Source organism: Vibrio sp. LQ2 (assembly GCF_023920125.1).
In the GTDB taxonomy this organism is placed as follows: domain Bacteria; phylum Pseudomonadota; class Gammaproteobacteria; order Enterobacterales; family Vibrionaceae; genus Vibrio; species Vibrio fluvialis.
Genome location: NZ_CP085308.1, coordinates 2,930,813 through 2,951,253, shown reverse-complemented (window position 1 = coordinate 2,951,253; position 20,441 = coordinate 2,930,813). Strand labels below are relative to the sequence as shown.

20 protein-coding genes are annotated in these 20,441 nt (G+C 49.6%); 14 read left to right on the top strand and 6 right to left on the bottom strand.

Annotation, left to right across the window (positions count from 1 at the left end):
* Nucleotides 1–89: 89 nt before the first annotated feature.
* From LGV68_RS13825 to LGV68_RS13810, 4 genes are all read left to right on the top strand, one after another.
* Nucleotides 90–1,577, top strand: a complete 1,488-nt coding sequence (locus LGV68_RS13825) for a hypothetical protein (protein ID WP_024375442.1) — start codon at nt 90–92, stop codon at nt 1,575–1,577.
* Entirely contained in the window at nt 1,558–3,138 is a 1,581-nt protein-coding gene (locus LGV68_RS13820; protein WP_024375441.1) for a GGDEF domain-containing protein, read from the top strand. Before LGV68_RS13825 ends, LGV68_RS13820 begins: the two co-directional genes overlap by 20 nt.
* A gap of 203 nt (nt 3,139–3,341) precedes the next feature.
* Nucleotides 3,342–3,719, top strand: coding sequence for a DUF3302 domain-containing protein (locus tag LGV68_RS13815; protein ID WP_212572147.1), 378 nt, complete (start codon nt 3,342–3,344; stop codon nt 3,717–3,719).
* Nucleotides 3,719–4,849, top strand: a complete 1,131-nt coding sequence (locus LGV68_RS13810) for an HlyD family secretion protein (RefSeq protein ID WP_055452272.1) — start codon at nt 3,719–3,721, stop codon at nt 4,847–4,849. Before LGV68_RS13815 ends, LGV68_RS13810 begins: the two co-directional genes overlap by 1 nt.
* Nucleotides 4,850–4,906: 57 nt before the next feature.
* Here LGV68_RS13810 and LGV68_RS13805 read toward each other — a convergent pair whose 3' ends face one another.
* Nucleotides 4,907–6,082, bottom strand: a complete 1,176-nt coding sequence (locus tag LGV68_RS13805) for an MFS transporter (RefSeq protein ID WP_020329631.1) — start codon at nt 6,080–6,082, stop codon at nt 4,907–4,909.
* A gap of 143 nt (nt 6,083–6,225) precedes the next feature.
* On the opposite strand from LGV68_RS13805, the gene LGV68_RS13800 reads away from it, so the two are divergent.
* The 3 genes from LGV68_RS13800 (at nt 6,226) to LGV68_RS13790 (ending at nt 8,018) form a co-directional block, all read left to right on the top strand.
* The gene (locus LGV68_RS13800; protein WP_222748137.1) at nt 6,226–7,188 is read left to right on the top strand and encodes an endonuclease/exonuclease/phosphatase family protein; all 963 of its coding nucleotides are present in this window, start codon (nt 6,226–6,228) and stop codon (nt 7,186–7,188) included.
* Nucleotides 7,189–7,271: 83 nt separating this feature from the next.
* Nucleotides 7,272–7,763: a GNAT family N-acetyltransferase gene (locus LGV68_RS13795; RefSeq protein ID WP_020329629.1), complete on the top strand. Its 492-nt coding sequence runs from the start codon at nt 7,272–7,274 to the stop codon at nt 7,761–7,763.
* Between the two features lie 69 nt (nt 7,764–7,832).
* Entirely contained in the window at nt 7,833–8,018 is a 186-nt protein-coding gene (locus LGV68_RS13790) for a hypothetical protein (RefSeq protein WP_202643335.1), read from the top strand.
* Here LGV68_RS13790 and LGV68_RS13785 read toward each other — a convergent pair.
* A complete protein-coding gene (locus tag LGV68_RS13785) occupies nt 8,006–8,290 on the bottom strand; it encodes a GNAT family N-acetyltransferase (RefSeq protein WP_222751966.1) in 285 nt (94 codons plus the stop codon). The genes LGV68_RS13790 and LGV68_RS13785 overlap by 13 nt on opposite strands.
* A 235-nt stretch (nt 8,291–8,525) precedes the next feature.
* Here LGV68_RS13785 and LGV68_RS13780 point away from each other — a divergent pair, with 235 nt between their 5' ends.
* Nucleotides 8,526–9,173 (top strand): flagellar brake protein, encoded by a 648-nt coding sequence (locus tag LGV68_RS13780; protein ID WP_020430156.1) that lies wholly within the window; start codon nt 8,526–8,528, stop codon nt 9,171–9,173.
* A gap of 53 nt (nt 9,174–9,226) precedes the next feature.
* Here LGV68_RS13780 and gltS read toward each other — a convergent pair whose 3' ends face one another.
* A complete protein-coding gene (gltS, locus tag LGV68_RS13775; protein ID WP_020329625.1) occupies nt 9,227–10,453 on the bottom strand; it encodes a sodium/glutamate symporter in 1,227 nt (408 codons plus the stop codon).
* Between the two features lie 583 nt (nt 10,454–11,036).
* Between gltS and LGV68_RS13770 the strand changes: the two genes are divergently transcribed.
* From LGV68_RS13770 to sstT, 6 genes are all read left to right on the top strand, one after another.
* On the top strand, nt 11,037–11,957 hold the full coding sequence (locus tag LGV68_RS13770) for a DUF368 domain-containing protein (RefSeq protein ID WP_252535480.1): 921 nt from the start codon (nt 11,037–11,039) through the stop codon (nt 11,955–11,957).
* A gap of 208 nt (nt 11,958–12,165) precedes the next feature.
* A complete protein-coding gene (locus LGV68_RS13765; protein ID WP_020329623.1) occupies nt 12,166–12,594 on the top strand; it encodes a hypothetical protein in 429 nt (142 codons plus the stop codon).
* Nucleotides 12,591–13,187, top strand: coding sequence for an SCO family protein (locus LGV68_RS13760; RefSeq protein ID WP_252535479.1), 597 nt, complete (start codon nt 12,591–12,593; stop codon nt 13,185–13,187). Before LGV68_RS13765 ends, LGV68_RS13760 begins: the two co-directional genes overlap by 4 nt.
* A gap of 4 nt (nt 13,188–13,191) precedes the next feature.
* Nucleotides 13,192–13,632, top strand: coding sequence for a copper chaperone PCu(A)C (locus LGV68_RS13755; RefSeq protein ID WP_024375488.1), 441 nt, complete (start codon nt 13,192–13,194; stop codon nt 13,630–13,632).
* Between the two features lie 301 nt (nt 13,633–13,933).
* On the top strand, nt 13,934–14,977 hold the full coding sequence (gene rsgA, locus LGV68_RS13750) for a ribosome small subunit-dependent GTPase A (RefSeq protein WP_172571538.1): 1,044 nt from the start codon (nt 13,934–13,936) through the stop codon (nt 14,975–14,977).
* A gap of 235 nt (nt 14,978–15,212) precedes the next feature.
* Entirely contained in the window at nt 15,213–16,430 is a 1,218-nt protein-coding gene (gene sstT, locus LGV68_RS13745) for a serine/threonine transporter SstT (protein ID WP_020329619.1), read from the top strand.
* A 59-nt stretch (nt 16,431–16,489) separates the two neighbouring features.
* Here the strand turns inward: sstT and LGV68_RS13740 are convergent, their stop codons facing one another.
* The 3 genes from LGV68_RS13740 to lamB all read right to left on the bottom strand — a co-directional run bounded on the left by LGV68_RS13740 (nt 16,490) and on the right by lamB (nt 19,998).
* Nucleotides 16,490–17,659, bottom strand: a complete 1,170-nt coding sequence (locus tag LGV68_RS13740; protein WP_172571539.1) for a tetratricopeptide repeat protein — start codon at nt 17,657–17,659, stop codon at nt 16,490–16,492.
* A gap of 192 nt (nt 17,660–17,851) precedes the next feature.
* The gene (locus tag LGV68_RS13735) at nt 17,852–18,694 is read right to left on the bottom strand and encodes a MalM family protein (protein WP_020329617.1); all 843 of its coding nucleotides are present in this window, start codon (nt 18,692–18,694) and stop codon (nt 17,852–17,854) included.
* Nucleotides 18,695–18,807: 113 nt separating this feature from the next.
* A complete protein-coding gene (lamB, locus tag LGV68_RS13730; protein WP_100268218.1) occupies nt 18,808–19,998 on the bottom strand; it encodes a maltoporin LamB in 1,191 nt (396 codons plus the stop codon).
* Between the last annotated feature and the right edge of the window lie 443 nt (nt 19,999–20,441).

Below are 20,441 nucleotides of genomic sequence, written 5' to 3'. Positions count from 1 at the left end.
CTCAATTTATTGCAGTAATGGATGCGAAAAATTAGCAGCTCAATATAATGAGTCTGTCGTTTGGACCGTAACGCCAAGGATTATGCAGTTTGGATAAAAGCCAGTACCTTCTCGAACTCGAAATCGACCAGCTCAGGCATCGCATAGAATCTGAACCGCAGCAAGTCCTGGCGGTGGCAGAACAATGTCTGAGCCGAGCAACGCAACTCGGGTTTTCAGACGGTATTCTGCAGTCTCTGATCATCATGTCGCGCTGCCTATGGTGCAATATGGATTATCGCCGCGGCCTCAAAACCATCAAACAAGCATTCACCTACCAAAACAGCCTCGACACCGACGACTACTTGCCCGAAATTCTCCACGTGCATGCACTGCATTTCTGGGGGCAAGCCAAATACTATACTGCTCAGCAATTCTGGATTAATGCCCTGGAACAGGCCGCCTTGGTTGATGAAAACGAAATTCTCATCGAGTGTCTGATTGGTCTGGGCAATGTGTGGCGCATTACTAATGAATACAAGCTTGCGGCATCAACCCACGAGCTCGCCGTTAAAGTCGCCAACAACACCCGCATTCACTGGCTGGAAGGCAAAGCGCGCATTCTGTGGGCTTGGGACCTGTATCTGCTGGAGCAATACGTCGACATGCTCACCGTGCTGGATGGTGCCGAAGAAGTGCTACGCGGCCATTCGGATCGCACGTGGCAAGCGGAAGTATGGGACTTTCGTGGCTTGGCGCTGCTGGGTCTCGAACGCTTGGCAGATGCTGAAGACGCCACCCAGCGCGCCCACGAACTGGCGGTCAAACACGATCTCGTGTGGATGAAAGCGCACTCTTACATCAGCCGCGCGCGACTGGAGCTGCTGCGCAAAAATCTCGACAAAGCGAGTGAGCTGCTGCATGCCGCTGAAGTCTCCGCAGAGAAGTTTGACAACGGTGAATTGCTGTCTCAAATCTGCTTTCAGCAATCCAGAGTGGCTGAAGAGAGCGGGGATTTTAAAAGTGCACTGGAAGCTTTTCGCAAATATCGCAAGTTTTCCATCACCATGCTGCGAGAGCAGACGATTCTGGTCGGCCGTGACAAAGCTCGCGCCTCGAAACGACAGATGGAGCAGCGGGCGCGCAAACTGATTAACCGGGTGCGCAGCCAACACGAGTACGATCCGGAAAAACATCTCTCCAACGTGGTGTCCGAAACCTATTGGTGGGAACAGATGATGGAGTTCAAAGCCGAATTGCAACACTCCAGCCATTCGGTGATTGTGATTCAACACCGCGACCCACATTTTCTCGATGTGTGCACAGAACTGGTTCACTCGTTGTGTGCGCACAACGATTTGCTCTCGCGGATCAGCAGCCAGCGTCTTGGCTTACTACTGGCTGAGAAGGATGAGGCAGCAGAGCAGGTTTACCAGACTTTGCTGAACATGATCGAAATTTATCCTTGGCAGCGCAAAGAGTTGAGCGGCGAGATGCCCAATGTCACGCTGCACAGCATTCTCAGTTTCCCGTTTACCCTCGAACAGCTCGAAGAGATGTCATTACAGGAAGAGTCGTATGGAAGTCCTACTCAATAAGATTCAAGATGCCGGGCTGGATGCGACTGCTGTCTCGGGGGATGAGGCGATCAATTTCTGGAATCATGTGCGCCAGCATATTGCGACCACGCCGGAAGAAAAGGCGCTCAGCCTGACGTTCAGCGCGGAATACCACGCCGAAATGAATCGCCTTCAAGAAAGTATCGACGAGCTCAGTGCGGCACTGAAGTTGTTATCAGGTAGTCAGCATATTGAGCTTATCCTATCGCTGAAAAACAGTTTAAGTGATCGTCTGGTCGAGCACGGCGATTACAACGCCGCCCTCAACGAATATGTGTCTGCCTCCAATCTCGCGGTAGAACATGGTTTCATTGATGACTATGTACTGGCAATTTTAGGTATGGGCAACCTGTGTGATGCCTATGGCGACCATAACCGAGCGCTACGTTACTACCAAAAAATCGACAGCATCGATCACGCTATCTCCAGCCGCTCGCTGCGTCTGCGCTACAAACTCTATATGTTGGCGTGTTACCTGCACTTGCGCCGTTTTACAGCCGCCAACGATCTGATCAAGGAGTGTGAAGAGCTGAGTATTCTGGTCAGCGACAAAACGCTAAGCGGCCAAATTCTGCTTTATCAGGCAAAACTCTATCGTGAGCAAGGCAAGTTGGCGCAGGCCATCTCGACCCTGAGTAATGTGCAGTACACCCTGGGCAATGTGCATTCGACCTGGTTGTCGAACATGATCCGGATTGAAAAAGTATATTGCCTTGTAGAGATGGAAAAGCCTCATTTCTCCACTTTCCTTCTGGAGTCAACAGAGAAGCGTCTGCCCAACTTGGTTGCGCCGATTCTGGAAAAGCGCCTGTATGAAGCGTTCAGTCATGTATGCGAGCGTCAGGGCTTGTATCAAAAAGCGCTGACCTACGAGAAAAAGGGCTTTCAAATCGAATCCGATTTGATGAAACACATTCCGATTGGAGAGCTGGGCGCCACTCAGCTGCGTCGTCTGTCGCGCTTTGAATTACAGTTAAAACTGATCCTCTCAGAGCTGGAAAACCGCGAACTCAAAGAGACCACGGAAAATCAGAAAAACACCGTAGCACAGCTGCAACAGGACGTATTTACCGACCCGATGACCCGGCTGCACAACCGACGCTGGCTGGAAGTTAAACTCAAAGACCTGCTGCTTAACGAAGCTTCATTTGCATTTCTGGTTGTCGATATTGACCATTTTAAATCCATCAACGATGAGCTGAGCCATTTGGTGGGAGACAAAGCCATCGTCAATGTCTCGAATGAAATCGCGAACTACTTCGATTTCCAAGGCACCTCTTGCATCCGCTTTGGTGGCGAAGAGTTTCTGGTCATTCTGGAAAACGCGACACTGGAAGAAGCCACTAAACATGCGGAAGCGTTTCGCGAGCGCATCTACCAGTTTAACTGGCCGGAGATTCTCGGCGAGCGCGGCCTGACCGTCAGTATCGGCATTACTTTGCATCGTGACGGTGAGAATACGCAACGCACGTTTTACCGCGCAGACAAAGCACTTTACCGGGCCAAAGCAAATGGCCGGAACCAAGTCTGCACAGAATAGTCTCACCACTCTGGCGACACGAGGTTGCAGTGTCGCCACTTGCATTCCCACTCTTGGATGTGAAGCATGGCCCAAATTAGCGTCATTATTTACGTTATTTGGTCATTTTATTCAGATTAAATCACTAAAACTTGTTTAATATAAATAGGTGTTATCTCTCATGATTACGCCCACTTTTCTTACTTGGTTACAAGGACTCTTTCATGTTTTTAGATTATTTTGCCCTCGGGGTATTAATCTTCGTTGCCTTGGTTATTTTTTACGGCATTATCGTCATCCACGACATCCCTTATGAAATATCCAAAGAGCGCAACCATCCGCATCAGGATGCGATTCACGTTGCGGGCTGGGTCAGCCTTTTCACGCTTCATGTCCTGTGGCCATTTCTCTGGATTTGGGCAACGCTGTGGCGCCCGGATCGCGGCTGGGGTTTTGCCAAACTACAAGAAGAACAACACGATATTCATCACCGCGTCGATGAACTGATCGACGAAATCGCGGCACTCAAGGCCGAAGTAGCGGCTCTCAAACGGCCTAAAACCAGCGCGCAACCGTCAGAAAAGAATGAGGAGCACAACTAATGGATTTACTACTCATTCTGACCTACACCGCTATCTGTATCGCGATTTTCAAAATCTTCAAAATTCCGCTCAACAAATGGACGGTGCCGACCGCAGTGCTGGGCGGCGTGGTGCTGATCGGTACGCTGATCCTATTGATGAACTACAACCATCCGTTTACCTCGATTGGTGGTCAGGTGTACAACACCACACCTATCGTTTCGAGCGTGCGTGGTAAAGTCATCGAAGTCGATGTCGAACCGAACACACCGCTGCATAAAGGCGATATTCTGTTCAAACTTGACCCTGTACCCTTTGAAGCCGCTGTCGTGCAGAAGCAAGCTGCGCTGGCAGAGGCGGAGCAAGATGTGCTGAGACTGGAGTCTGCATACAAGCAAGCGACGGCATCGACAGTAAAAGCCGAAGCTGAACGCGATAAAGCCAAACGCGAAGCCGCCCGTTACGAGAAAGGCTACAAGCGCGGCGCATTTACCGCGCAACAGGTCGATACCACTCGTCAGGCTTACAAATCCGCTCAGGCTGCACTGGAAGTCGCTCAGGCTTTGGAAAATGAAGCGAAACTGGCATTTGAATCTCAGATCGACGGTGAGAACACCACGGTTGCACGTATCCGTGCAGAATTGACACAAGCTCAGTTTAATCTTGATGAGACTGTCGTTCGCGCGCCAACCGATGGCTACGTCACCCAACTGGCCCTGCGCCCGGGTATGATGGCAGTTCCGCTGCCTCTGGCTCCGGTGATGACCTTTGTGCATACCGAAGAGAAATACTACGTGGGAGCATTCCGCCAGAACTCTCTGCAACGCCTGCATCCGGGTTTTGAAGCAGAATTTCTGTTCCGCGCACTGCCCGGCAGAGTGTTTAAAGGTGAAGTGGTTGAAGTCATTCCCGCGATTGCAGAAGGCCAGATTCAGGCACGAGGTTCACTGCTTGGCACTCAGGCGCTGAATACTCAGGGCCGCGTGTTGGTGAAACTGCGCATCACTGATGACATGAGTGAGTTCAACCTACCACTGGGTACCAATGCCGAAGTGGCGGTGTACTCCGATACCTTTGAGCATGTATCCATTATGCGTAAAGTTTTGATTCGTATGAAGAGCTGGCAAAACTACCTCTATCTGGATCATTAATCCGGACTGACAAAAAAACCGCCGAACTTCGGCGGTTTTTTCTTATCCGTGAGAACGTCAGCTCCAGCGCAGCACACGTACTTCGTTACCCTCTTCCGGCTGACGCGGAATGTTCAGCGATAGCACAAAAGAAACACCCGCCATGCCGGCGCCAATAAAGAATACCGCTGCCGGCGATACCAGCCACAACAACCCAAAGCTGACCGGAATCACGACGGCGGCAATGTGGTTGATGGTAAAAGCTACTCCGGCGGTAGATGCCATGTCAGCCGGATCGGCGATCTTCTGAAAATAGGTTTTCACAGCCAACGCCAGCGCAAAAAACAGATGATCAACCACATACAGCCCAGCGGCCCAGTGCGCATCGGTAACCAGACCATATCCGACGAACACCAGAATCAGTCCCGTGTACTCAAACAACAGCGCTTTACGCTCCCCGACCACACCGATAAAACGACCGATACGTTTGGCAAACAGGAAGTTGAATACGTAGTTGATCAGGAATAACAACGTGATATCAGCAGCCGTATAGCCAAATTTTTCCACCATCAAAAAGCCCGCAAACACGGTAAAAATCTGACGGCGCGCGCCGCTCATGAAAGTCAGCGCGTAATAGAGCCAGTATCGCTTGCGTAGCACCAACTTTTTATTTTGCGGGGTTTCCGATTTAAACTCCGGAAACGCAAAAGCAATCACGACCACCAGCGCAAACGCCACACCACCAGTAATGCCATACACCCATTTAAAACTCAGTTGCAGCTGTTCCAGCATCACCCACAGTGCGCCGTAAGTCAGCAGCGACGCCAATGCACCGACTGAAATCAGCTTGCCGAGCATCTCCGGCGCTTCATCTTTCTTCAACCACTGCAGCGACAGCGACTGCTTCAGCGTCTCGAAATAGTGAAAGCCGGTCGACATCAACAATGTCGTCAGCAACAATCCGGTCAGTGTCGGGAACAAGCCAGTAATCGCCGTACCAATTGTCAGCATTCCCAGCGACAAGACCAAAAAACGTTGCTCACGAATGAACAGCAGCACAAACACCGCCGTAAAAGACAAAAAGCCGGGGATCTCCCGCACGCTTTGCAGCAGGCCGATATCGGCACCGTTAAAGTTGGCTTTCTCGATCACGAAATTGTTGAGCAGTGCCATCCAGCTGGAAAACGCAATGGGCACAATAATGGATATGATCAGCAGAAAGTTTTGTGGCGTACGCCAAGTCTTCGCTTCCATGAGAATTATTATCATCCTTATCAATCGGATTGCCAGTTTACCCAAACTTATCTCCGGTGTAACCTTTTGTAACACATCCTTCTTTTCCAGCGTGTCGTCGCAACGGCACCATAAGGTGATAACGCTGAATTCCGAGGTATCGTATGCAGGTTCGTTTTGCCACCGCCAACTTATTGAACTATCTCGCTCCGCCTAATGCCTTCTATGAGTTCAACAACATCTATGAGGTTACACAGTGGCAGCAAAAACAGCGTTGGCTGAATCATAAACTGATTGAGCTGAATGCTGATGTGATTGGTTTCCAGGAGATTTTCAGTGCCGACGCCTTGCGTGAGCAGATGCATGATCTGGGCTATCCATACTTCGAAGTCATTGACACGCCGCAGGTCAGCGATGACTACATTTACTCATCTCCGGTTGTTGGCATTGCCTCACGTTATCCACTCAGCGACGTTGTCGCGGTGGACGCCCTACAGCCGGACTTTCACTTTCACCGCAAACCGCTTCGCGCGACGGTGCATCATCCGGCTCTGGGTCATATCGATGTGTATGTGGTGCATTTCAAATCTCAGCGCCCGATGCTCAATGAGCCGCAAAGTGATGACTTGGTGAATGCCTGGCAGCAGGAACTGTACGGCCGTTGGCAGTCGGCAATGCAGCGCGGACAAGAAGCACACCTACTGCACAAAGCAATCGTACAGCGTAAGCAACAAAGCCGTCATCCGGTGGTGTTGATGGGGGATTTCAATCAGGTACTGAGCAGCATTGAATTTTCCGCTTTGCGTTCCACCCATCGTTTCCGCCAGCCAGATAGCTTCGCACCGCTTATGCCGTATCATCTTTTTGACAGCTGGGAACTGTTCAGCCACACGCGTGACGAGCTGCGGAAACCGACCCATTACACTGGCGCTTCCGGCCAGGTACTTGACTACATTTTGCTGTCGAGCGATTTCAGCCGTGAAGCCGATTATCCGGTCGCTTTCGTGTGTGACTTTCACGTGGAAGATCAGCATCTGATCAATCCGCACTTTGAGACCGATCGCTATGCCAGCGATCACGCTCTGGTCGCCGTCACCTTACAGTGCGCCAAATCACCCGGAATTTGAAATTGATATGCATCAAAGTGCTTTCCATTTCTTGCGTAACTCGTTAGATTGGTTAAAAAACAACAGATAAAAAGAAGGAAAGCATGGAAATTCATATTCGGCCAACAGAAGTCAGTGATGCTCGCGCACTATGCGATATTTATTCTCAACCGAAAGCGCAGCGAGAAACGCTGCAATTACCCCATCCATCAGTAGCCATGTGGCAGAAACGACTGGAAACCATCCCCGCTGGCGTATTCAGTTTTGTGGCTGAGGTGGATGGCCGCGTCGTGGGTAATATCGGTATGCAGGTTTCGCAACGTGAACGCACCGCCCACTGCGCCAGTTTTGGTATTGGCGTGCATGACGAATTTCACGGTCACGGCATTGGCAGTCAACTGATTGAAACCGTGCTCAATCTGGCCGACAACTGGCTTAACATCAAACGCATTCAAATCGAAGTGAACAGTGATAACGCAGCGGCTATCGCATGTTATAAGAAGTTCGGATTTGAAATTGAAGGCGAAGCAAAATGCTCGGTATTTCGTGAAGGCGAGTTTATCAGCACCTATTACATGGCGCGCATCAAAGCCTGATTGAGGCAACAGCACTTCCCGGGGTTTGTCACTATACTTACAGCAGTGAACGTAAGGAGTGGCAAACCCATGGACTTTGTCGAAATGATGCGTTTACGCGGTCAGGCCGCTGAGAATATTTATTTTGCCCAGCGTGACCGCGAGTTGATCGATGAGCTGCACGCTCACCCGGAAAAGCTGCAAAAATCCGCCCCAGATCCGAGTGATAGTGAAACCGATGAGCACAGCGATTCAAACAGCAATCAAGCGCGGTGACGCAGATGCTGCCATTGAGCATTGCGGGTCAGATAGTGACCCACATAGCTGCATACCGGCACAATCGTCTGGCCTTGCTGCTCAATAAGCGGTAACACGGCCTCCATCATCACCTTTCCGTACCCTTTCCCTTGCAGGCTATCTGGCACGCGTGTTGAGGTAATATACAGCACGTCGTCTTCTTGCTGATACTTCACCACTGCGTACTCCTCACCTTCCAAATGCACCTTAAAACAGTGGTTTTGTGCATCATGTGTCACTTTATGTTCCATCTAAGCTCCAAATTTGATAATTAACTCAAATAAATTGTGGCAGAACTGAATTGAATCTCCCGGTATCAAATCATAAAATCGTTAAATCTGCAGGAAAAATAAAAATAAAGCAGTACGTTATACGGAGAGATCAATGCGTTCACAGTCAGTAGCTACCCAACCGGAGACCGGAAGTTCCAAATCGAACTCACGGCATAAAACCGTTTCCACGCTTAATAGCACCGATGCTCTGGCTATGGTCGAACACGGCAGTGAGCTGACGTTGAGCATCACAACGCCAGTCGGTACCAAATTCATCTGTAAGACCCCTTTTATTGGTACCCATTCCGACACTTACCTGCTGATAGAAATTCCTGAAATTTCCAGTGATGATCTCGCCTACTTCTTTCAGGAAGGCTTCTGGATTAACGTTCGTGCGATTTCACCGCGTGGTGAAGGCGCGATGCTGCATTTTCGCAGCCAGTTGCTGCATATCCTGCACGAGCCAGTCGCTCTGGCGATGCTCTCGATTCCCAACACCATGCAAGTCACTCAACTGCGCAAAGAACCGCGTTATGAAGTGAACCTGTCGGGCAAGGTGCATCAAAGTGAACGTAAATCAGAATGTGAAGTGCGGGATCTGTCGAAAAGCGGCTGCCGTTTTATCACCGCGCCACTGGGCCGCTCCTACCAAGTCGGGGATCTGGTTTCGATTGAAATCTTTGCCGACAAGCGTGGATCCAAAGTGTTTGCCCCTTTGGTCGGACGTATCTGTAACTTACAGCGCTCCATGCACTACGCACGGTACGGACTTGAGTTCAATGAGCAAGGCCGTACTAACGCCAAAAATCTGCTGAGCCAGCTCAAGTTCAATGGCACCAAACTGACGCTTAATATTGAATAGGATTTATCGCCCTTAGCATTAAAAAAAGGCTCTGCATTGCAGAGCCTTTTTCTTTATCCCAGAAAAGAGATGTAACCTTGCAGGATAATCAGATTCACGATGTCGATAAAGAATGCGCCGACAATCGGAACAACCATAAAGGCTTGAGGTGAAGGTCCGTACCGGTTGACCAGCGAGCCCATATTCATGACTGCCGTAGGCGTTGCACCGAGGCCAAATCCACAGTGGCCGCCCGAGATCACGGCCGCATCATAGTTGGCGCCCATCACCTTAAATGTCACGAAGTAAGCAAATATCCCCAGCACCGCCGATTGAACGGCCAATATCACCAGGAAAGGGATGGCCAAGTCGAAAATGTTCCACAGCTTAAGGCTCATCAAAGCCATGGCCAGAAACAGTGACAACGACACGGTACCAAGAATATCGACCGTTTCAGTATCCAGTTTATGAGCTTTGGTCACTTGCAGCACGTTGGTAATAAACACACCGATGAACAGTGCGTAAACAAAGTCCGGAATCATCAACCAACGGATATTCAATGCTTCGACCCAACGTTCCAGATACTGCGCGCCTGTCACACAAATCAGCAGGACGAACAACACTTCAATCACCTTTTTAGAGGTCACTTTGTCTTCTTCGTACTCGTTGTAGGTCACCAGCTCCGGGAAACGACTGTGCGCTTGCGTACCTCGGCCATATTCAGATTCAAAGTTGTGCTTATCGATCAGTTTTTTCGCCACCGGGCTACCAATCAAGCCACCCACGATCAAACCAAACGTCGCCGAAGCCATCGCGATTTCCAGCGAATTGCTTAAGCCATAGGTTTCGCTGAAAGTCTGCGACCAGGCCGCTCCCGTGCCGTGACCACCGGATAACGTAATTGAACCCGCAATCAACCCCATCAGCGGATCCAGCCCTAACGCCGTTGCGAGCGTCACGCCTACGCCATTCTGAATGATGATAAAGAAGGAAGCGACAGCAAGAAACAGGAAGACTTTGGCGCCACCTTTGACCAGTTGAGTGTAGTTTGCCGCCAAGCCCACAGTACTGAAAAACATCAGCATAAAGGTGTTTTGTAAAGGCAGAGAGAATTCCAGATCAATCCCATTGAAATGCAAAATCGTGATCAGAATAGCGACCAGCAGACCGCCCACAATGGGTTCAGGAATGTTGAATTTTGTCAGGACTGGTAACTTGGCATTGATGAAATGCCCGATAAACAGCACGCTGATGGCAATCAGGAAAGATTCCAGCGCGCCCACGGAGATAATGTGATTCATATAACCTCTTATATTCACACTCATCTTCCTTAATGAGCTACGAGCGACCCCGCCGAGCAGCGGCGCTCAAATAAACGACCATACCGGTGTCGTTATAGAAAACCTCTTAGTTGTGACAAAACGTCACGTCTCTGTATCAATGTTTAAGTGAGAACTGGTTCACTGAGCCGTATTCGTCAGTGAACTGAGGATGTGGAGTGGTGCTATCATACCTAACCAGAAAAAAAAGAGCCAATCGCAAAACCGCGATTGGCTTATGTATGGTGTGAACAAAAATCTATTCACTAACAACGTCAGTTGGCTAGGTGACCCTCGGCTTTAAGAAGGGTCGAAATGAATTATGCATTAAGCGTGCCATCTTTAAAAGTCCTTTTTTTGGGCTGAATAACACAGTTCCTGAGAAAACCCTGACTTATTTTTTGCAAATTAATAATTGCAATTTGCAAAAATGATCATGTTGCATAGTCATGCAATTGCTTATAAAGGTGCGAATGAAACTTTTGCGGATCCACATTTATCGATCGGATTTGGCTGGATTTTTTGGTTATACTGCACACTTCAGTTGGTTCGAATAAGGTTCTCAATGAATTACTTTAGTACGTTTTTGAAAGGCATGGCGATGGGCGCGGCGGATGTCGTCCCTGGTGTATCTGGCGGTACCATTGCTTTTATCACCGGCGTCTACGATACCCTGCTCGAAAGTATCCGTCGGGTAAACCCTAGCTTATTACGTTTGTGGAAACGAGAAGGGTTTGCCGCAGCGTTTCGTCATATTAACGGCTGGTTTCTTATCGCTTTGTTCGGCGGCATCTTCACCAGTATTCTGACGCTGGCAAAACTGATTTCCTGGTTGCTCGTGACCCACCCGATTCCTATCTGGTCGTTCTTCTTTGGCCTGATACTGGTCTCGGTTTATCACGTACTCAAACAGATAGAGCAGAAAAGCTTATCGCGCTGGGCGCTGCTTCTGGTCGGAGTGGCCTTTGCCTATTCCATCACTGTCTTGAAACCACTCGAAATGGAGTTCACCAGCCTCAATGTGCTGATCGCGGGCGGTATTGCCATCTGCGCCATGATTCTGCCTGGCATTTCCGGCAGTTTCATTCTGCTGCTGATCGGTATGTACACACCCGTTCTGGGCGCGGTGAAATCGCTTCAGGTCGACATTCTCAGCTTGTTCCTGCTTGGCTGTGTGATTGGTTTGCTGAGTTTCTCGCACGTATTGTCCTGGTTGCTCAAGCACTACCGCGATATTACGCTTTCCTTCCTGACCGGACTGATGCTGGGTACCCTGCCGAAGATCTGGCCATGGAAAGAGACCGTCAGTTGGCGTACCAACTCACATGGAGAACAGGTTCCGCTGCTGCAACACAACCTCAACCCGCTTGATTTCGAGGCTATCACCTCACAACCGGCACAACTTGGTATCGCCATCGTACTGATGCTGTGTGCAATACTGCTGGTATTGGGGTTAGAAAAATTCGCTCAGACACACGACGTGTAACGCGTTAAAACGCAAACAAAAGGTGGCTTTGGCCGCCTTTTTTGTTTGCTTGACTGCCAGCACAGTTTTCTCCTTCCTTTCCAGCCAGTTAAAGTGACCTATGCTACCATTCCCCTTTCTCCGTTGCTGGCCTGCAGCCCCTGCTCATCTCATGAAATGTCGCAGTGTTACCTTATTTCACGCAACGGATATGCTATCAGGAAGAAATATGCGTAGAGTCGTTCGATTTGTTGTTGTGGTTATCGCTTTACTGGCGGGGTTCTTCGCCAATGATATTGTCCACTATTTTCAGAACCCAGCGCCAGCCAGAGCCCTGAAGAGTTACTGCCACCTGTCCAGCCAAGCGTGTGAGCAGGATGGTGTCAGTATGACGCTGGCACAAGATACGGCTCATCCATTGGTTGCCACTCCACTTGATGTTGAATGGCCAGACAGCAAAGCCGATACACTGCTGCTGACGCTGGAAGGATTAGAGATGGACATGGGACAGGCGAAGTTTGTTCTGAAACGCTCAGCCAACGGGCATTACGCCGCAGATTTGATGTTGCCGGTTTGCACCACCGACAGCATGACGTGGGTCGGAACATTGACGGATGGGAATAAAACAGTTTATCCCGCAATAAGGATGCAAAGATGAGTAAGAATTGGTCGTTGATTTTGGTGGTGGCGTTTGCCTTGGGATTTGGAGCGAAAACGTATTGGGATTCACAAAACCAACTTTCTGCCTCACAGGACCCACAGACGGTCACTCTGTTCGGAGCCGACAATAAAGCGGTGAATATTTTCGATCCCAAAGACGATCGCATTCGCATTATCTATTTTGGTTTTACCCGCTGCCCGGATGTCTGCCCGACCTCACTCGCCATGCTGGCAGGGGCGTTAAATGAACTGGATGAAAAAACGCTGAACCACCTGCGCCCGATGTTTGTTTCATTGGATCCTGATCGCGACAACGCAGAGGCATCAGCCACATACGCCCACTATTTTCATCCGATGATTGAAGGTATGTCCGCACCGCTGGACGTAACAACTGCGCTGGCCCACCGCTACGGGGTGATTTTCAGAAAAACGGAATTACCGAATTCAGAACTGAAATACACCTTGGACCATAGCTCCTATTTCTATTTTCTTAAGCCAGACGGTACCTTGATCACCAAAGTACCGCATACCCAAAACCCCGCACCGATCGTGGATGCGATTAAAAAAACAATAAATTCATCAGAAGGATAGTGAAATGAAATTGAAGGCTCTGTGGTTAGCAGGATTGATGCTCAGTCCATTCAGTTATGCCCAAACGGACATCATGGCCCATCATCCGTATGCTCGCGCAACGCCACCCAATGCCCCGACCAGCGCGGTGTTTGCGGAATTGGTGAACAACAGCGACCACGATCGCTTTATCGTGGCAGCTTCCACTCCAGCGGCAGGCAAAGTTGAACTGCACGACGTTATCAAAGAGGGTGACGTGATGAAGATGCGTCAGGTCGAGGCGTTCACTATTCCGGCCAACGGCACTCTGGAGCTGAAACCTGGCAGTTTCCACATCATGCTGTTTGATCTCAAGATGCCTTTTCAGGAAGGCAAACAGATCGATGTTCAACTGACGTTTAAAGATGGCGAGCAAGTCTCGTTTACAGCGCCAGTGAAAAAGGTCATGAAAGGCATGCAACACTGATCACTCAGTTTGTACATATCGAGTGGCGAATGTGACTCGATCCGGCAAAAAGAGGTGGGCAAATCCACCTCTTCTGCTATTATGAAACCGCATTAGCAAAAAAACTAATCTCAGGAGGATTTTATGATTGTACTTACTCACCACCGCGCAAATTCAGTGAAGAAAGCATAACCCAAAATTTCACCTTTCCTTCCCTAGAATTGCCCGGTGTTCTCAACCGGGGTCACATCACACAATTTAGACCCTAGCCATATTTTAATGCGTTCAAGACAGCGTGATTACGCATGTCTGGGGTAAACCAATGAGTTTAACAGATACACACACTCTCTCACTGCCACAGTTAGGGTGGCGACCTGTATTTCAACAACAACTTAGCTTAGAAGACATGGAGCACAACGCTCTGGCCCGAGTTGCTGCGCACCATCGCAGTGGCTACGTCTGTTGGAGCGAACAGGGAGAATTTCATCTCAACATTCACGCCAAATTGCCCGCGATGACTGTCGGAGACTGGATTGTTATCGATCACAGCCAGCAGTTTGTGCGCCTATTGGATAGACAATCTCTGTTCAGCCGCAAAGCAGCAGGCAATCGCGCCTATGAGCAGTTGATTGCGGCAAACGTCGATACTGTCTTCATCGTTTCGTCTCTCAATCAGGACTTCAATCTCAGCCGCATCGAACGTTATCTGGCGCTGGCGCGAGAAGCTCAGGTCGAGCCTGTCATCGTGTTGTCCAAAGCCGATCTGTGCGATGACGCAGAAGACAAACGCCGTCAGGTGCAAGATCTCAGCCCCTTATTGAGTGTTGAAACCATCAACGCGCTCAATAATGAAAGCTGTCAGGTGCTGCACTCGTGGTGCAAAATCGGCCGCACTATCGCGGTGATGGGCTCGTCCGGCGTCGGGAAATCGACGTTGGTCAACACACTGATGGGTGAGCAGGTTCAAGAGACCGGAGGCATTCGCGAGCAAGACAGTAAAGGACGTCATACGACAACGGCCCGCTTCCTGTTGCCGATGCCAAGCGGCGCTTTATTGCTCGACACACCGGGAATGCGTGAACTGCAAATCGCCGATTGTGAACACGGTGTTGCACAAACGTTTGCTGATGTGGAGTCGCTGGCGCAGCAATGTCGCTTCAGTGATTGTCGCCATCAATCGGAGCCAGACTGCGCGGTGAATCGCGCCGTAGAGAGCGGGGAGCTGGATGCGAGACGATTGAAGAATTACCAGAAATTACTTGCAGAACAGCTATATAACAGTGAAACCATCGCCGAACGCCACGCCAGACATCGGCGCTTCAGCAAAATGGTACGTAATGCACAGAACGTCATCAAACAACCATAAAGCCTGATGACTACACAACAGAGGGTGAAATTTCACCCTCTGCTTTCAACCAAATATCTACAAATAATTAACAAATAACCTAAAATGTGTTGCATTTCAACATAATTGGTAATTTTTTGTTCTAACTATCAATTAATCCTAGACACATTATCCCGTGACGTTAATATTGGCTACCTTCAGTGGTATCCACTGAAATAACTACAAATCAAACCATATATTCATCGCAGGGATAACTATGCAAAGCAACAACATTTTTGCCCGTTTTGCTCGTGGTAACCTCGTGCTGCAAATTCTGGCAGGTATCATTTTTGGTGTCGTGCTGGCCGTTGCCGCTCCGGATACTGCGCAAAGTGCAGGGCTACTCGGAAGCCTTTTCGTCGGTGCTCTGAAAGCCGTAGCACCCATTCTGGTCTTTATTCTGGTTGCCGCATCTATCGCCAACCAAAAGAAAAACCAACACACCTACATGCGTCCTATCGTCGTGCTATACCTTTTCGGCACTTTTACCGCGGCACTGACAGCAGTGGTTCTGAGCTTCATGTTCCCAACCACATTGACACTGGTTGCTGGCGCGGAAGGTGCAACTCCTCCTCAAGGCATTACGGAAGTTCTGCAAACACTGCTGTTCAAATTGGTGGATAACCCAGTCAACGCACTGATGTCAGCCAACTACATCGGCATTCTGGCTTGGGCTGTCGGCCTGGGTCTGGCACTGCACCATGCATCGGCAACCACCAAAGCGGTTTTCGAAGATCTGAGCCACGGCGTGTCGCAAATCGTGCGCTTCATCATCCGTCTGGCCCCATTTGGTATCTTCGGTCTGGTGGCGTCTACCTTTGCAACGACTGGTTTTGGCGCGCTGGCTGGCTATGCACAGCTGCTGGCAGTACTGCTGGGCGCAATGGCGATCATCGCACTGGTGGTAAACCCGCTGATTGTGTACGTAAAAACCCGCACTAACCCATACCCGCTGGTATTCCAATGTCTGCGTGAAAGTGGTGTCACCGCGTTCTTTACCCGTTCAAGTGCAGCCAACATTCCCGTGAACATGGCACTGTGTGAAAAGCTGAAACTGGATGAAGATACTTACTCAGTATCGATTCCACTAGGCGCAACCATCAACATGGCTGGTGCAGCAATTACCATCACAGTACTGACTCTGGCTGCGGTACACACCATGGGTATTGAAGTTGACCTGATGACGGCGCTGCTACTGAGCGTGGTGGCTGCGGTCTCGGCTTGTGGCGCATCAGGCGTTGCAGGTGGTTCACTGCTGCTGATTCCACTGGCTTGTGGCCTGTTCGGTATCTCAAACGATGTGGCGATGCAGGTTGTTGCGGTAGGCTTTATCATTGGCGTGATTCAGGACTCAGCAGAAACTGCTCTGAACAGCTCAACAGACGTAGTGTTCACGGCAGCCGTTTGCCAGTCAGAACACAAACCTTCTGCATAATCTGTTACTCAGATAGTAAAAAGCCCCGACCAGTCGGGGCTTTTTTATGGTCGCGATTCTCAGAATTTATCCATCGACGTCTGAGAGAAGTTCAGCGCTGAAGGCTTCTCTTCTGCGGGAGTCTCCGCTGCGGAGGCTTCATCAAACAGCGAACCATCTAGTTCATCAAGCAGCGTGTCACTTACATTGTCCGCAATGCCCTCATCATCCATCGCTTCGCCTTTCTTCGGCACCGGAATCCCGCGTTTATACAGTTTGTTCAGAGCACGAATGATAGAATGTTTGCTAACCGTACCTGAGCTGATTTTCTTCTGCAGCGGTTTGGACAGCGATTGCAGGCCAACCACAGAATCCACACCAATACGGCCACCCACCTGATCGCGCAGCGATTTCGCTGGCTCGTAACCAAAAAAGGCAGACAGAAACAGCCAGATATAAGCGATGGCATTGCCGTTTGCGCCGCGATCAATCCAGGCTTGACCAGCATGATACATGGCTTCGGCGTGCCCTTTTTCACAGGCACGCTCTAACCAGTAGACCCCTTTCTGAAAGTCTGCTGCAATGCCGATACCTTTGATGTAGTTGATACCGAGTTTCATCATCCCTTCCAGGCTGTTGAGCTTGGCTGCTTTGGAATACCAGTAGGTGGAATCACCCGGCGCAGGGGCAATGTTGTCTTTTGATACACACCAGTCGCCCATAAACAGAATCGCATCAATGTACTGATCTTCAGCCGCGTCCTGAATCATAGCAATGCCTTTTGACACATCCACTTCGACGCCACGGCCATGCACCAGCGCTCGGCCGGTTTCATATTTAGCGCCCAGATCACCTTCCTGACCACGAATGTAGTTTTGCCAGAACTTGGCTTTTTCTTTGAGGATGTAGTCATCACGGATGCGCTGGCAAATGCGGACAATACCGTACATACCGGTGATGTTTTCGTTGTGTGCGGCCTTTTCATACCAGAACAGCGCTTCGCGCAAGTTGGAGCGTTCCGCTTCTTTCGCCAGATACAACATGGTAGGAACATGACCAGATTCGGCCTTATACAGACGTTCTTTGCGCTCCTCGTCACGCTGACGTTCCAGCGCTTTACGATAGGCTTCCTCACGGGCTTTCTTTTCCGCTTCCAGACGCTTTTTGCGAATAGACAGCGAAATCATCCACACAAATATCAATATCAGTGACAGGCCCGTCGCGCCAATCGCAATCCCAATGGTATTCATCTAATAATGTTCTTAACTCAGTCTTTGGTACTGTATCGGCGCGAGAAGCAAAAACTTAATTCCAGCGTGGCGTTACAGTGTGTTCCGATAAAAACAATAGTACCGCACTCCAGACGAAGTGCGGTACTAGCAAAGTAAATAGCAATGAGAATTGTGGTCAGTCGCGCGTTTCAGGCCGCGCACTCACCGAGTTTATTGTGCCGATTTGCGGTTCACCGCTTTGACAAACACTTCTTGCGCACCTTCGATACCCAGTGCTTTCGCTTCATCCAGCAGGCTCAGCGCTTTAGGGATATCGTTCGCTTCCACCGCCTTTTCGATGGTCGAGAAGTAGTACGCCTGAGTATCAGGCTGCACCACGATCTGCGCCTTCGCCTGATCGCTGGAAGTTGCGTTGGCTGGCGATTCTACGCGGGTGAAACCGAGCAGACCCGGGCCCGCAACATCCAGTTCCAGCGTTCCTGTCAGACTGTGTGGGACCGCAATGTCTTTCAGCTCTGGCATGTAGTTGCCACGCGCTTCGGCGTCAATACGTCCCGGATGCGCCACATAAGTCACGTCTTTGAGATCCGACTCCTTGGTGTAGACGACCACATACAGATTCTGATACCCCTGAGGCGGGTAGAAATCCAGATCCGCAACCAGACGGTTGCCCAAGTTCAGGCGCGGCTTGCGGTATTCAAACACTGAGTCGTCGTAGCTTTCCACGACTTTGCCTTGTTGGTCGGTGATCATCACATGTGGGAAAAACACCGAATCTTTAATTTCACTGGTGATCGTCAGCGACATCTGGCCGCGGTTAGCCGGGATTTCAAATACCGCAACCGGGCTCGAAATCTGTTCATTGCGCAGATACTGAGTCGACGGAGTGATCGAAATTTTGGTGGTACTGGGGAATTTAACTTTGGTCGCTTGAAGCTGGGAGATTACACTGAATGCTTGCGCAGAGGTTGATTGTGGTTGTTCAACCACCGTTGCTGACTGGCAGCCTGTCAGCGCGATACATCCGCCCAAAAGTAATGCTCGAAGATACATACTCTTCTCCTGTTTTTATTTTTTTAAAGGCTCTCATAAACCCTTAAAAAAATAGCCGACCTAAGTCGGCTATTTGAATATGGACTTAAATTTTTCTAGGACTTAGTGGCAGATTACCACCAAGCTTCGACTTGAACACCTACAACAAAGTCTGAATCGCCTTTGTCGCCGAACGTGGTGCCTTCGTCATCAGTGATGTATGAACCGTATACGCGCAGTTCAGGACGAGACCAGAAGCTGTCACCCATTGCCCATGCCTGAGCTACAGTAAACTTGCTACCGCCAGTCTTAGTTGTGGTGCCAGAGATCTTCTCTTCACCGTAAGAGTAGCCAGCTTCACCGATAGTACGCATGGTGTCATTCCATTTGTACATTGGGCGAACTACAGCAGTAAAGATATCAGATGTGCCTTCGCCGTTAGAGATATCTTCACCGTGGTGGAATGAAACCTGGTGACCCATTTCCCATTTCTCGCCAAATTTAACCACACCCCAGTTGATTAGGCGGTAACCCACTGCATCGTTGTACTCAGAAGTACCACGAGAATACCATGCACCAGAACCGAAGTTCGCTACTTGGTTACCGTAACCCGCGGTACCAACCTGGAATACAGTTTGGTTGAAGCCGTTGCTCAGACCTTGGTGCAGAATCGCACTGGTCATCATGCCGTCATCTGCGGCTTCATTCTGAGAATCTTTTTCAGTTGCGAAGTTGTACGCAACAGCCAGTTCCAGAGAAGCGTTATTCCACAGTGGGATGTTCGCCAGACGCGCATCAAAGATGTAGCCCGCTGAAGCATCCGTTTCGCCATCTTGCATCAGCGCCACAGACAGCTTTTGGTTGCCCAGAGAAACGTTTTCGATACCACCACCAGTACCAGAAGTGTTCAGGAAGTAGAAGTCAGTGATGTGGATATCTTTACGTTGGTAGTAGCGTTTACCCGCCCACATTACCGCGTCTGGGTCTGAAGCGAACAGGCCTTTAGCTTGAACGTTGAACTGAGCGACGTTTACTGCGTTGTCAGATTCCCAACCAGATTTACCGTCGTCACCTTTCGCCAGCATGGAATCCACTTTCCAGGTTTGCTCGCCAGTTTTCAGCTCTTGAGAGAAACCGAACTCGTAGTAGTTGTCGTTTTCGTTACCTAGACGACCGATTCGGTTTACCATGAATTTGTAGTCACCTTCACCATTGCCACTGATACCAGTACCAGCGCGGAAGTAACCGTTGAAGTCCACTGCGAATGCAGAGCCCGCTGCAAGAGTAGCAGCAACTGCGGCAGCAATTACACTTACTTTTTTCATTGTTAACTCCATTTAGGGTCTTTTCTTATTTAAATTTTTACTTCTAATCTCTCAGCTCACCTTTGCTGGTCCCTCTAAAGGCAGAAAAGAGGTCACATCGAAAAAGAGAGGCAAGATGGGACGAATCCCCAGTCGTTTCAACTGATGAAAAGATTACTAAAGGCGCATAGGGGTGGCTTCCTCCGCCCCCGATATATTTAGGGGGGATGAGAAAGGCGTAGATTTTTTACCGCATGGTGTTTTTATAGCATTGATCACGTAATCTGGGGGGAGGAGCTTGCTCACTTTCGGAGACATGGAATACAAAATGCATTATTGATCACTATTTCAACGAAATAACGTCATAAAAATGAAAGAAAATTACATGGAAAATTTTGTGACAGGGCTCTTGACCTAATACCAGCAAAGCCTTTTACTTAAAACGGTGGTTACTGCTAACTCAA